Source organism: Candidatus Poriferisocius sp., from assembly GCF_965208475.1.
In the GTDB taxonomy this organism is placed as follows: domain Bacteria; phylum Actinomycetota; class Acidimicrobiia; order Acidimicrobiales; family Bin134; genus Poriferisocius.
The window spans coordinates 2975441-2987840 of the sequence record NZ_OZ242338.1; the positions used below are offsets into that span (position 1 = coordinate 2975441).

The window sequence follows — 12400 nt, forward strand, 5'->3', positions numbered from 1 at the left end:
ACCCCGCTCAGGCTAGTGGTTCACGATCCAGACCGAGGTTGCGGCTTTTTCTTGGCCGCGGTCTTCTTTTTGGCCGCGGGCTTGCGGCGGGCTGATGGCTTGCCCCCGCCGGCGGCCACTTTGTCGCGTCGAACCTGGAGCAGCTCCGACGCCCGCTCCGAGGTGAGCGACTCCACCGAGTCGCCCTTGCCCAGCGAGGCGTTCACCTCCCCGTCGGTCACGTAGGGCCCGTAGCGGCCGTCTTTGACCACCATGGGCTTGCCGGTGGCCGGGTCGGCACCCAGGTCCCGCAGGGGGGGCTTGGCCGTCTGCCCCCGCCGGCGCCGGGGCTGGGCCAAGAGCTCCAGGCACTGTTCCAGAGTGATGGTGAACAGCTGATCCTCGGATTCGAGGCTCCGATTCTCCTTGCCCTTGCTGAGGTATGGCCCGTAGCGGCCGTTCTGAACCACAACCTCGGTTCCATCGGCGGGGTCGGCGCCCACCACTCGGGGCAGCGACAGCACCTTGAGGGCATCTTCGAGCGTGATCGTCTCCGGCTGCATGGCGGTCAACAGAGACGCCCGCTTGGGTTTCTCGCCGCCGTTGTCCGGATCTTCGCCCACCTGGACATAGGGACCGAACCGGCCGGCGCGAACCACCACCGGCAGGCCGGTGTCGGGATCGGCGCCCAGGGTGCGGTCGCCAGAAGGAGCATCGATGAAAGACAGGGCCCGATCCAGGGTCAGCTCGTCGGGGGGCAGGTCTTCGGGAACGCTGGCCCGCTCTTCACCGCACTGCACATAGGGCCCGTAGCGGCCCACCCTGACCACCACCGGGTCGCCTTTCTCATGGGTGCCCAGGGGTATGGAGTTGACCGCCCGGGCGTCGATGTCGCCCAAGCGGTCGGAAACGGCGGTGCGAAGCCCGTACTTGGCCACGCCGTGGGCGGACTCGTCATCGGGCTCACCGGGGGCCGGGCCGAAATAGAACCTGCTCAGCCAGGGAATCGCCTCCCGGTCGCCCGAGGCAATACCGTCGAGGTCGTCCTCCATGCGAGCAGTGAAGGCATAGTCCACCAGATTGGGGAAATGCTGCTCCAGCAGGCTGACCACCGAGAAGGCGGTGAACGAGGGCACCAGCGCCGAGCCCTTCTTCCACACATAGCCCCGGTCGACGATGGTGTTCATAATGGCGGCGTAGGTGGAAGGCCGTCCGACCCCCAGCTCCTCCAGCCTCCTCACCAGCGATGCCTCGGTGTAGCGGGCCGGCGGCTGGGTGGAGTGGCCCGCCGGCGTCAGCTCGTCGATGGCCAGCGGATCGCCGGCCGCCAGTGCGGGCATGCGCCGCTCGGCTTCGGCGTCGTCGGCCTCGTCGTCGGTTCCCTCGCTGTACACCCTTCGGAAGCCATCATGGGTTATCACCGTCCCCGCGGCCGAGAAGACGGCGTCGCGCCCATCATCAGTGGTGCCGCCGAGATCCACGTGTACGGTCTGGCCCACGGTGTCGGTCATCTGGGAAGCCACGGTGCGCTGCCAGATCAGCTCGTAGACCCGGCCCTCCATCTGGGGCACCTCCGCCCTCACCGCCGCCGGGGAGCGGAACTGGTCGCCCGAGGGGCGGATGGCCTCGTGGGCCTCCTGGGCATTCTTGACCTTCTTGGCGTAGTGGCGGGGCTTGTCGGGCAGATATGAGCCGCCGTAGTGCTCCGACACGGCAGCGCGCGCCGCTCGCAGGGCAGTGTCCGACAAGGTGGTGCTGTCGGTACGCATGTAGGTGATGTAGCCCTTCTCGTACAGGGATTGGGCCGCTCTCATGGCCATGGCCGACGACAGGCGCAGCTTGCGTCCGGCCTCCTGCTGGAAGGTGGAGGTCATGAACGGGGCCGCGGGCCGGCGGCGATAGGGCTTCACCTCAACTGACCGCACCGCTATCTCGGCGCCGGCCAGCCCGCGGGCCAGCGTGCGGGCGGCCTCTTCGTTTAGGTGGACAACCTCGGGGCTGCGGAGCTGGGCCGCGGCGGTGAAGTCCCTTCCGGTGGCCACCTTGGCCCCGTCCACCGCGGTCAACGAGGCGCTGAAGGTGCGGGGCACGCCGGGATCAGAGTCGCCCAGAACCCGGAACTGGGCACTCAGGCTCCAGTAGTCGGCGGCGACAAAGGCCATGCGCTCCCGCTCGCGCTCCACCACGATGCGGGTGGCCACGCTCTGCACCCGGCCGGCCGAGAGGCGGGGCAGCACCTTCTTCCACAGCACGGGCGACACCTCGTAGCCGTACAGCCGGTCTAGCAGCCGCCGGGCCTCCTGGGCGTCCACCAAGCGGCGGTCCAGATCCCGGGGCGATTCGATGGCCGCCCGGATGGCCGACGGGGTTATCTCGTGGAACACCATCCGCTTGACATCTACGCCGGACTTCGGCGACAACACTTCGAGCAGGTGCCAGGCGATGGCCTCCCCCTCGCGATCCTCATCAGTAGCGAGGTAAAGCTCGTCGGCCTCTTTCAGCAGATTCTTCAGCTTGCGTATCTGGGCCTTCTTGTCGGAGGGCACCACATAGAGCGGCTTGAAGTCGTTGTCGACGTCGATCCCCAGGCGAGACCACGACTCCCCCCGATAGGCCGCGGGCACCTCGCTGGCGCTGCTGGGCAGATCCCGGATGTGGCCGATGGAGGATTCCACCATGTAGCCGCTCCCCAGATAGCCCGCGATGGTCTTGGCCTTGGCCGGAGACTCGACGATAACGAGGGCTTGGGGCACGGGGAGAAGGTAGGGGCTGGGAGGGAGTGGATGTCAAGCAGACCCTAAACCGGATGGGGGGCGAATCCGGGGATCAGGTTTTGTCGGAAGCCCCGTGGGGCGTCTCGGTGCGAGACAGGATAACCAGGCCGGCAACCGCGGCGATCAGCGATCCGACGAGGATTCCGATCTTGGCCTCGTCGCCCACATGGGGGGAGTCGAAGGCCAGGTTGGAGATGAACAGCGACACGGTGAAGCCGATGCCGGCCACCATGGCGAGCCCCACCATGTGTACCCCGGTCATCGACGCGGGAATGCTGACCAGGCCCAGGCGGGCAGCGATCCAGGAGAATGCCGAGATCCCCACCGTCTTGCCCACCACCAGGCCGAGCACCACGCCCAGCGTCACCGGTGAGGTGGCTGCGTCGGAGATCACGTCGTTGGACAGTTCCACTCCCGCGGCCGACAGGGCGAAGACGGGGATGATGATGTAGCTGGTGATGGGGTGGAGAAGCTCCTCAATCCGCTGGCTGACCGGCTGCGACTCCCGGATGTGGAATCCGGCCCGCCTCACATCGAGGAGTCGGACCTCCTTCTTGTCTTGGAGCCATTGCGCCCAGCGGCGGGCCTCGTCTTCAGACTGGAGCGGCTTGGCCGGGGTCATGAAACCGAGTATCACCCCGGCGATGGTGGCGTGGATGCCCGACTCCAGCACGGCAAGCCAGAAGGCCACCCCGACCACCAGGTACAACGGCAAGTACCACACATGCAGCCGGCGCAGCACGAAGACCGCCGCCCATAGAACCCCGGCGGTGAGGAGCCAATTCCCCGACAGATCGCTGGTGTAGAAGATGGCGATCACCAAGATGGCGCCGATGTCGTCCACGATGGCCAGGGTCAACAGGAAGACCTTCATCTGCCGGGGTATCCGGTCGCCGAGCAGCGAGAGCACGCCGATGGCAAAGGCGATGTCGGTGGCCATGGGAATGCCCCAGCCGTCTTGGCCGGGACCGCCGGCGGTGAAGGCCAGATAAACGGCCGCGGGCACCACCATGCCACCCAGCGCGGCAACCGCGGGCAGCGCCGCGAATCGGGGGTCGCGGAGTTGGCCGTTTACCAGCTCCCGCTTGATCTCCAGGCCCACCACGAAGAAGAACACCGCCATCAGGCCGTCTTGGACGACATGCTCGAGGTCGTGCTCGAAGTGATAATCGCCCACCGAGAACGACACTTCGGTGTGCCAGAAATCGATATAGGAGTCTTGCCAGGGGGAGTTGACCCAGACGAGGGCGGCCAAGGTGGCGATGAGCATCAGAACGCCCCCGGCGGCCTCGACGGCCACGAACCGGTGAATCGGTCGGCCCACAAAGCGGGCCAGCCGACCAGTGCTGCCCAAGAAGGTCAGATCGCTGAGGGGATTCCCATCGGCCATCGGCGGTGAACGTATCGCCTTTGGGCTTGACTTACTCAGTCACAGCGGCTGTTGGCGGCTGTCTCACCATCGGCTCAAGCACTCGAGTTGTTCGAGGAGAGGCGTATGGCCAAAGAAACCTCGGTGCCGTGGGGGCCGCTGTGGATTTCGAGGTCGTCGGACAGCACCCGCATCAGATAGATGCCCAGGCCCCGCTCAAAGTTCAAGCGGCTGGGGTCGTCGGGTTCAGGCAGCACCTGGATCTGATCGGGGTAGAAGCCGAAGCCCCGGTCGATGATGTGAAACTCGAGGCGATCGTCGGTGATCGTGCAGCGAATCCGAATCGACTCATCAAGGCAGGCTCGAGCGTGGGCTTCTATCGCGTTCGTGGTGGCTTCTGAGACCGCTATTTTGAAATCCTCGACGCGCTCCCGGCTCAAGGCTGTGTCTGTTTCGGCGGCCTCGACCGCCAGGGAGCGAACCAGCGAGAGGTATTCCGGGCGGGCGGGAATCTCGAAGTCGAAGCTGGTCTCGGCGGTCACAAGCCAGAGTCCTCGGTAGCGGCAGACACCGAGTCGAACACGTCGAGGACGCGGTCCAGCCTGGTGAGCTCGATGAGGTCGGCTAGGCGTGATCCCACCGACACCAACCGGATGTCGCCGCCGGCGCTGCGCACCCGCTTGGCCGCTCCCATGAGCACACCCAGCCCGGTGGAATCGATGAAGTCCACCTCGGTAAGATCGATCACCACGTTCTGGGCACCGGTGCTGATCAATGCCAGCAGCCGTTGACGGAAGCGGGGGGCGGTGGCCATGTCGATCTCACCGGTAACCGACAGAACTTCCCATCGACCGCGGGTGGCAACCGCGACGCTGAACTCCACAACAACTCAGACTACTTGCAGTCTCAATTCGTTTCTGGGCACTGCGCCTAATCCATGGGGTGACGAGTCGGCACCGCCCCGGCGCCGGCTGCATCCCAATCCGTTTCTGGGCACTGCGCCTATTCCACCCTGACGGTCAAGGCTTCTTCTATGGCCGCGGCGGGAAACATCCTGCCCACAATGGGCACGGCAAGTTTGGGCCGGTAGCTCACAGTCACGTGCAGCAGGCCCCCGCTGGCCCGACTGCCCGCGGTGTGAACCTCCATCCTGGCCGGGTCCAGCGCGGTGGCCGAGACGGCCGCAGCGGCCGCCGTCTCGGTTGCGGGATCAACTGCCGCGGCCCGGGCCGCGACCCGGGCCGCGTGGACGACCAGCACATGGTCGCGCACCAACAGCCCCACCTGCACCAGCACCAGAAGCACCACCATGATCAGCGGAAGCACCAGTGCCGTCTCGACCGCGGCCTGGCCGCGGTCGTTTCTTGCCGAACCTGCGGCTGTTCGGGGCATGTCGACCGCGGATCAGCCGACAAGGCCGGTGATGTGGCGGAATACCGCGTCGAGAAGGTTGGAGATGCGGTTGGTTCTGGTGACCCAGGCGACCAAGAGCATGGCAATCGCCGCAGCGCCCAATAGGACGAGGGCATATTCGGCCGTGGCCTGGCCACGATCGGAACTCCTGTGCGACAGCCAGGAATGAAGGGCTAACAGCAATCGAAAAAAGATCATGGGGTATGCCTATCGGTAAGGGATGTCATGGGGGGAAGAGCGGGAAGCGATCATGGCCGCAAGCTGGTCAAGGTCTCGGCGATAACTGGCGCCAAGGTGAGCAGGATGAAGGCGGGCAGAATGCAAGTCACCAGGGGAAGCAGAAGCCGCACGGGTATCCGCCGGGCCTGCTCCTCGGCCCGTCGGCGTCGCAGCAGGCGGCTATCGGCGGCCAGTTGCTCCAGTGCTGGTTCCAGCTCGGTGCCGTAGCGGTCGCCATCGATCAGCACCCTGACCAGAGGCCGCACCGGCTCGCCGACGGTTTCGGGCAGCGCTTCCAGCGCATCGGCCAATCGCATGCCGGAGTGAGCCTGCCCGGCCGCCCCGCGCAATCCGGCGCCCACCTGGCCCGGGAGGCGCTCCCCCACTTCGGCCACCGCCAGATGAATGTTCAGTCCCGAGGAGACAGCCAGTCGGAGCAGGTCGATCGCCTCGGGCAGTTCTTCGATTATCTCGGCCTGCTTTCGCTGAAGTTGCTGGGCCTTCCGGCGGTGGGGAGCGATCCAGACCACCAGACCGACGCCGACTCCCAACGCCGGATGAACAGCCAATGCCGTCACTGCGGCCAACGCCAACCCGACTGCGGGGGCTCTATTCGACGAGCGGGCCTGCGTTGGCGACGGGGAGGGCGACCGAACCCGGCGGGGCCGGGCCTGCCATCCCCACAGCACGACCACGGCCGTCCACAACAGTCCCAATGCGATTGGAAGGGCCACTTCAGCCTCGGGAATTGACGATCTGGCGCATCCACAGTGCACCGACCGCATCGAGGGTCAGCCCTCCGGCGAGAATCACCAGTCCGAGGCGAGTTGTGAACAAGAAGCTGGCCGCATTGTCGCCCGCTCCCGCCGACAAGAGCATGAATCCGGCGGGCAGCGCCGCGATCATCATCGCCGACATCCGAGCCTGAGAAGTCAGTGAGCGAACCTCCGACTCAAGGGCGGCCCGCTCTCTCAGAGTGGCGGCCACCCCGTCGATGGCCCGGGCTCGGGCCCCGCCCGCGGTGGCGGCAAAGGCCATGGCCGCGGCGGCCAAGCCGGCACCGCTGCCGGGATGACAACGGGCCCAGCGGTCGAATGCGTCAGCGCTACGCAGCCCTCGTCGCAGCTCAGCGGCCAGCGGGGACACTTCGCGGTGCAACGGCGGCGGCGTGCTGTCGGCGGCCTCTGCCGCGGCGGGGCCAAGCTGCAACCCGGTGCGCAGGCCCCGGGCGGTGGCCTCCAAAAAGCCGGGAAGCTGGGCTTCAACCACCCGCCGGCGGCGATGCCGGTTGGCCCGAAGCGCGCCCAGACCACCTGCGACGAATGCCGCCGCACCGGCCGCTGCACCGGCCGCTCCAGCCTGGAGCGTGCCGAAGGCGGCGCCGAGCAGGGCAACGGCGCCCAACCCCCGCCAGATCTGGGCCGGAGTCAGTTCCAAGTTGGCCTGGGCAGCCATGGTTTGAACTCGCCCGACAACCGCTGAGAGGGCTGTGTTGGCCCTGCTCATGTTCTGAGCTGTCCTAGTGAGTCTCTGCCGACACGCCGCCAAATGACTTTGGCCCTGCTCATGTTCTGAGCCACCCGGGGTCGGGTTCAGGCGCTTCGGGCAGTCGGGGCTCGACGGTGGGCAGAGCGTGCAGCCCGGTCTCGTCGGCGATCTGGCGCAATCGGGGGCGGCTGCCGTGCTCGATCTCACCGAAGCGCTCGATCACCGCCAGCGAGGTGATGCGGCGCTGCCCCTGGGGGCGGCGGGCGATGTGGACCACCATGTCCACCGCGGCGGTGATCTGCTCTCGCACCGCGGCCAAGGGCACGGTGCCGCCATCGAGGAGCACCATCGTCTCCAACCGGCTGACGGCATCGGCCGGACTGTTGGCATGGCAAGTGGACAGCGAGCCTTCATGGCCGGTGTTCATCGCCTGAAGCATGTCCATGGTCTCGGCGCCCCTGACTTCGCCGACAACGATGCGGTCGGGCCTCATCCGCAGGGCATTGCGCACTAGTTGGCGGATGGAGACCGGGGCCACCCCATCGCTGTCCGGGGGCCGAGCCTCCAGTCGCACCACATGGTCGCTGGCCAAGGCCAGTTCCGCGGCATCCTCCACCGTTACCACTCGTTCACCGGGGGCGATGGAAGCGGCCAGTGCGTTCAACAAGGTGGTCTTGCCCGCTCCGGCGCCGCCCGACACCACGAGATTGCAGCGGGCGCCCACTGCCCACCGCAGCAAGGACACCACCCCCGGAGGGGCGAAGTCCTCCAGGGGAACCGGGCGGACCGAGAAGCGTCGGATGGTCACGTAGGGACCGTCCACCGCAACCGGGGGCACCACCGCATTGAGGCGGGAGCCGTCGGCCAGCCTGGCATCCACCATCGGTGAGCTGCGGTCGATGCGGCGGCCAAGCGGCGCCACCGTCTGCTCGATGAGCAGTTCGATGGTCTCGGTGTCGAGGATCGTGGCGGTTGGCTCCAACCTTCCACGGCGCTCGATCCAGACTGGTCCGGGGCCGTTCACCATGATCTCCGATACCGACGGATCGCGCAGGAACGGCTCGATGGCCTCCCTCCCTCCCCCGCTGCGGCTCCAGCCCACCGCTCAGACCTCCTCGGTCAGCCGGCTGAGGGCTCTGATCGCGCCCTTGGGCACCCGGGTCCTCAACATTCCGGCGTCCACCGCCCGGGCGATGTCGGGGTCGACGGCCACGGTTGCCAGCACCGGCGCGCCGATGGCCCGCTCACAGTCCGACCGGGTCAGCGCCCGGCCCGCCTCGGCCACCAGAACCACCCCGCTGGGCCGAACCGGCGGCGACACCGCTCGACGCAGGGCCAGATAGCACGCCCGAGTAACCAGCACCGACCGGTCGGCTTCGGCGGCCAGCCGCCAGCGCAACTCGTCGTCACCCGAGCCGCGGTCAGACGGTTCGCCCGAAGGGCGCAGCACCCCCGCATCCACCACCACAATGGCGTCGGTGGCCAGCCATTCCACCAGATCATCGGCCCGTAGAGCGCTCAACAAACCATGTCCCCGGCAGAGCAGCGACAGGTTGGGGGTGAGCTCCTCGAGCACCCGGTCGAGCGAACAGGGGGCGAGATCGCTGCGGAGCCACTCTCCCAATCCAGACGAAGCCTCGGCGCAGCCGAACACCGCCGCCAAATCGCCGCAGAGGTCGATGAGCAGAACGGGCCGGTTGCGGTCTTGAGCGGCATGTAGGCTTATGAGAGCCGCGATCACCGTTGTGCCAGAACCCCCCTTGGTTGACCAGCAGGTCACCAGCATGGAAACCTCCGCGACTTGATCGATTGGCAAGGAGAGGGGAACTCAGAGCAGTCTATGGCGAAAATGACTGACAAGCAACAACAATTTTCTTCAGGGGCGGAAATTAGTCGTCTGCTGCGGCCTTTCGCTGGCCTCACAGTGCCCACGGCAGCAGTGATCGCCGCTCTGGCGGTGGGCGCCATTCTTCTGGGGGTTTTCGGGGCCAACCCGCTAACCGGCTACCGGGCTCTGTTCACCGGGGCATTCGGCGGCCCGGACGAACTGGCCGCCACCGCCCTCAAATCCATTCCCCTCATGCTGGTCGGGGTGGGCATCTGCATCGCCTTCCGCACAGGGGTCATCAACATCGGGGGCGAGGGGCAGATCATCATGGGGGCGATCATGGCCACGCTGGTGGCACTGGCCCTGCCCGATGTCCCCCGCCCCATCCTGGTGCCGCTGGTGATGATCGCCGGAGGTGTCGGCGGGGGAATATGGGGAGCGATCCCTGGAGCGCTGAAGGCTTACAGCGGGGTCAACGAGATTCTCAGCACCATAATGATGAACATCATCGCCGGGTTCTTCATGAGCTTTCTGCTGGAGGACTGGCTCATCGAGCCCGGCGCCATCAGGATCCAGCAGACCAAGCGGCTGAGCCCAAACGCCGACCTGCCCATCCTGCCAGGGGGGACTCGCCTGCATTTGGGCATCGTGGTTGCGCTGATCGTGGCCATTCTCGGGTATCTGCTCTTGTTCCGCAGCGGGCTCGGCCTTCGCTTGCGGGCGGTGGGCCACAATCCCCATGCCTCCCGCTCGGCGGGCATGAAAGTCGAGCTCAGCATCACCCAGGCGCTGGCCTTCAGCGGGGCCTGTGCCGGCATCGCCGGTGCGGTGCTGGTGTTCGGCAGCGAATCCCACCGGCTGATCGGCGAGGGAGGCCCACTGGCCTTCACGCAGAGTGCGGGTTTCAACGGCATCGTGACCGCATTGTTCGGCGGACTGCACCCGCTGTTCACTGTGCTGTCGTCCTATCTGTTCGGAGGGATGCTGGCTGGCGGCATCTCCCTGCAACGAGTGGTGCAGGTTCCCCAGGCCTTGGTGATCGCCCTCAATGGCGTGGTGGTGGTTTTTGTGGTGGGCAGCCTCAAGCTGCGAGCCCGGGTGCAGCGCTGGGCTGAAGGGGATGTCCAGATGGAGGACCGGGCATGAACGATTTCTTCACCGCCTCCATCATCATCGCCACCCTGGCGTCGGGAATCCGGTTGGCCGTGCCCTTCTTGCTGGCCGCGCTGGGCGAGGCCGTGGGCCAGCGGGCCGGTGTGCTCAACCTGGGCGTGGAAGGGGTCATGCTCATCGGAGCATTCGCGGCCTACTACACCGCGCTGGAATCAGGCAGCGCGGCCTTCGGGCTGTTCATGGGCCTGGTGGTGGGAATGGCGATGGGCTTCATCTACGCCTTGATCACCGTGGTGATGCACGCCGAACAGGGCATCAGCGGAATCGGGATCTACCTGTTCGGCTTGGGCTTCACCGACTTGTTGTTCCAAAAGCAGGTGGGCACACCGAAGCCCATCAGCGGATTGCAGGCCAAGCCCTTCGGCTGGTTGGCCGACGACACCGGCCGGGCCGGGGAGTTGCTGTTCAACCACACCGTGCTCACGTATGTGGCCTTCTTGCTGGTTCCCCTGGTGTATTTTCTCATCACCCGGACCACGTTCGGGCTCAACGTGCGAGCCGTGGGCGAAAACCCCCAGGCGGCCGACACCCTGGGCGTGAACGTGAACCGCATCCGGACTGTGGCCATCGTTTTCGGCAACACCATGGCCGGGCTGGCCGGTGCCGCCCTGGCCTTGGAGATCGGGATTTTCCAGCAGAATCTCACCGCGGGGCGGGGGTTCATCGCCATCGCTTTGGTGTATTTCGGGGCCTGGCGTCCAGTGGGGGTGATGGCCGGCTCGCTGTTGTTCGGCATCGTGTCGGCCACCGTGCTGCAACTTCAGGTCCAAGATGTGATCTCGGGGTCGGTGTCGTCGATAGCCAACATGGCCCCCGCAGTGCTGACGGTGATCGTGCTGGTGGTGGTGAGCCGCCGCATTGGCCAACCGGCAGCGCTCACCCGGCCGTTCACCAGAGACGGCTGATTTGGACCTCGAATCCGAGCCGTCACAGAGTCAAGATAAGATCGCCGGAGACTAGGCAAGATTTTTTGGCTACTGTGTACAGACCAACACGGGATCCCGTGACAATCAGGTATCCCAGGGAGGGGATAGAAGAATGAAACCTCGACTCGCGTTCAAGCTGCTCATTGCTCTGCTGGCGGTTTTCTCGCTGGCGGTAGCCGGATGTGGAAACGACGACGACGCTCCAGCGGTGGAACCGGAGCCTGCTCCGGCCACTGAAGCACCGGCACCGGCTACGGAGGCGCCAGCACCGGCCACTGAAGCACCGGCACCGGCGCCCACCGAAGCTCCCGAGCCTGAGCCCGAGGAGCCATTCCGCGTGGCGGTGGTGGCGCCGAGCGCCAGCAACGACCTGGCGTTCACCCAGAGCATGTACGACGCAGTGAGCAGCCTGGTTGATTCTGGGCAGATCGCTGAGTTTGCCATCACCGACGGCACCTTCATCGTGGAGGACGCCGCCGCCGCGGTGCGGGGCTACGCCGATGAGGGCTACGACCTGGTCATCGCCCACGGCTCCCAGTACGGCGGTCCGCTCCAGGAGATCGCCCCGGACTTCCCCGACGTATCGTTCGCTTGGGGCACCGCGGTTGACACCTTCGGCCTGCCCAACGTGTACTCCTACTCGGTTCGCTCCGATCTGGGCGGATACGTGAACGGTGTGGTCGCGGCCCAGCTCACCGAGAGCAACGTGATCGGCGTGGTCGGCCCGATCGAGGTGGGCGACGCCAAGCTCTACGTCGATGGATTCAAGGCTGGGGCCGAGGCCCAGAATCCCGATGTCGAGGTCAACATCGTCTACACCGGGTCGTTCGCCGACGTGGCGCTGGCCGCGGAAGCCGCCCAATCGCATATCTCGGCGGGTGCCGATGTGCTGACCGGTTCGGCCCAGATGGTGGTGGGCGCCACCGGGGTGGCCCAGGAGAACGGCGTATTGTGGTTCGGCACCCAGGCCAACCAGACCGCCCTCGGCGAAGACATCGTGGTCGCCTCGCAGGTGTACCGCTGGGAGGTCGTGCTCTCCGAGGTGGTCGAGAACGTCAAGGCCGGCATCTTGGGTGGCACAACCTTCATCATGACCTTCGACGGCGGCGGGCTGGACATCCAGTTCAACGACGCCATGGGCCTCCCCGCCGACGTTTTGGCCTCAGCCCAGGCCACCATCGACGGCCTGTCCGACGGTTCAATCTCCACCGGGCAATAACCCCGACATTGG

General features: G+C 66.2%; 13 protein-coding genes. 3 read left to right on the forward strand and 10 right to left on the reverse strand.

Features of this window, described 5'->3' with window-relative positions; genetic code table 11:
• Positions 1 to 20: 20 nt before the first annotated feature.
• From topA to ACOGXA_RS13885, 10 genes are all read right to left on the reverse strand, one after another.
• The gene (gene topA, locus ACOGXA_RS13840) at positions 21 to 2732 is read right to left on the reverse strand and encodes a type I DNA topoisomerase (protein ID WP_419924447.1); all 2712 of its coding nucleotides are present in this window, start codon (positions 2730 to 2732) and stop codon (positions 21 to 23) included.
• Between the two features lie 73 nt (positions 2733 to 2805).
• Positions 2806 to 4143 carry a Na+/H+ antiporter NhaA gene (nhaA, locus tag ACOGXA_RS13845; RefSeq protein WP_419924448.1) on the reverse strand — a complete coding sequence of 446 codons (1338 nt, stop codon included), beginning with the start codon at positions 4141 to 4143 and terminating at the stop codon, positions 2806 to 2808.
• Positions 4144 to 4217: 74 nt separating this feature from the next.
• A complete protein-coding gene (locus tag ACOGXA_RS13850) occupies positions 4218 to 4664 on the reverse strand; it encodes an ATP-binding protein (protein WP_419924449.1) in 447 nt (148 codons plus the stop codon).
• Positions 4661 to 5005 (reverse strand): STAS domain-containing protein, encoded by a 345-nt coding sequence (locus ACOGXA_RS13855; RefSeq protein WP_419924450.1) that lies wholly within the window; start codon positions 5003 to 5005, stop codon positions 4661 to 4663. The genes ACOGXA_RS13850 and ACOGXA_RS13855 overlap by 4 nt, the downstream gene beginning before the upstream one ends.
• A gap of 119 nt (positions 5006 to 5124) precedes the next feature.
• Entirely contained in the window at positions 5125 to 5514 is a 390-nt protein-coding gene (locus ACOGXA_RS13860; protein WP_419924451.1) for a TadE/TadG family type IV pilus assembly protein, read from the reverse strand.
• Between the two features lie 12 nt (positions 5515 to 5526).
• Entirely contained in the window at positions 5527 to 5733 is a 207-nt protein-coding gene (locus ACOGXA_RS13865) for a DUF4244 domain-containing protein (RefSeq protein ID WP_419924452.1), read from the reverse strand.
• A gap of 50 nt (positions 5734 to 5783) precedes the next feature.
• Complete coding sequence (locus tag ACOGXA_RS13870) at positions 5784 to 6488, reverse strand: type II secretion system F family protein (protein ID WP_419924453.1); 705 nt, start codon at positions 6486 to 6488, stop codon at positions 5784 to 5786.
• 1 nt (position 6489) lies between these two features.
• A complete protein-coding gene (locus ACOGXA_RS13875) occupies positions 6490 to 7260 on the reverse strand; it encodes a type II secretion system F family protein (protein ID WP_419924454.1) in 771 nt (256 codons plus the stop codon).
• Between the two features lie 58 nt (positions 7261 to 7318).
• Positions 7319 to 8344, reverse strand: coding sequence for a CpaF family protein (locus ACOGXA_RS13880; protein WP_419924455.1), 1026 nt, complete (start codon positions 8342 to 8344; stop codon positions 7319 to 7321).
• A 3-nt stretch (positions 8345 to 8347) separates the two neighbouring features.
• The gene (locus ACOGXA_RS13885) at positions 8348 to 9028 is read right to left on the reverse strand and encodes a hypothetical protein (RefSeq protein WP_419924456.1); all 681 of its coding nucleotides are present in this window, start codon (positions 9026 to 9028) and stop codon (positions 8348 to 8350) included.
• A 138-nt stretch (positions 9029 to 9166) separates the two neighbouring features.
• Here ACOGXA_RS13885 and ACOGXA_RS13890 point away from each other — a divergent pair, with 138 nt between their 5' ends.
• The 3 genes from ACOGXA_RS13890 (at position 9167) to ACOGXA_RS13900 (ending at position 12388) form a co-directional block, all read left to right on the forward strand.
• A complete protein-coding gene (locus ACOGXA_RS13890) occupies positions 9167 to 10216 on the forward strand; it encodes an ABC transporter permease (protein ID WP_419924457.1) in 1050 nt (349 codons plus the stop codon).
• The gene (locus ACOGXA_RS13895) at positions 10213 to 11148 is read left to right on the forward strand and encodes an ABC transporter permease (RefSeq protein WP_419924458.1); all 936 of its coding nucleotides are present in this window, start codon (positions 10213 to 10215) and stop codon (positions 11146 to 11148) included. The genes ACOGXA_RS13890 and ACOGXA_RS13895 overlap by 4 nt, the downstream gene beginning before the upstream one ends.
• A 133-nt stretch (positions 11149 to 11281) precedes the next feature.
• A complete protein-coding gene (locus ACOGXA_RS13900; RefSeq protein WP_419924459.1) occupies positions 11282 to 12388 on the forward strand; it encodes a BMP family protein in 1107 nt (368 codons plus the stop codon).
• Positions 12389 to 12400 lie beyond the last annotated feature (12 nt).

Excerpts from the sequence above, each read along its gene's own strand:
- ACOGXA_RS13875 (WP_419924454.1), bottom strand. The coding sequence starts at position 7,260 with ATGAGCAGGGCCAACACAGCCCTCTCAGCGGTTGTCGGGCGAGTTCAA.
- ACOGXA_RS13885 (WP_419924456.1), bottom strand. The coding sequence starts at position 9,028 with ATGCTGGTGACCTGCTGGTCAACCAAGGGGGGTTCTGGCACAACGGTG.
- nhaA (WP_419924448.1), bottom strand. The coding sequence starts at position 4,143 with ATGGCCGATGGGAATCCCCTCAGCGATCTGACCTTCTTGGGCAGCACT.
- ACOGXA_RS13865 (WP_419924452.1), bottom strand. The coding sequence starts at position 5,733 with ATGATCTTTTTTCGATTGCTGTTAGCCCTTCATTCCTGGCTGTCGCAC.
- ACOGXA_RS13860 (WP_419924451.1), bottom strand. The coding sequence starts at position 5,514 with ATGCCCCGAACAGCCGCAGGTTCGGCAAGAAACGACCGCGGCCAGGCC.
- ACOGXA_RS13895 (WP_419924458.1), top strand. The coding sequence starts at position 10,213 with ATGAACGATTTCTTCACCGCCTCCATCATCATCGCCACCCTGGCGTCG.
- ACOGXA_RS13900 (WP_419924459.1), top strand. The coding sequence starts at position 11,282 with ATGAAACCTCGACTCGCGTTCAAGCTGCTCATTGCTCTGCTGGCGGTT.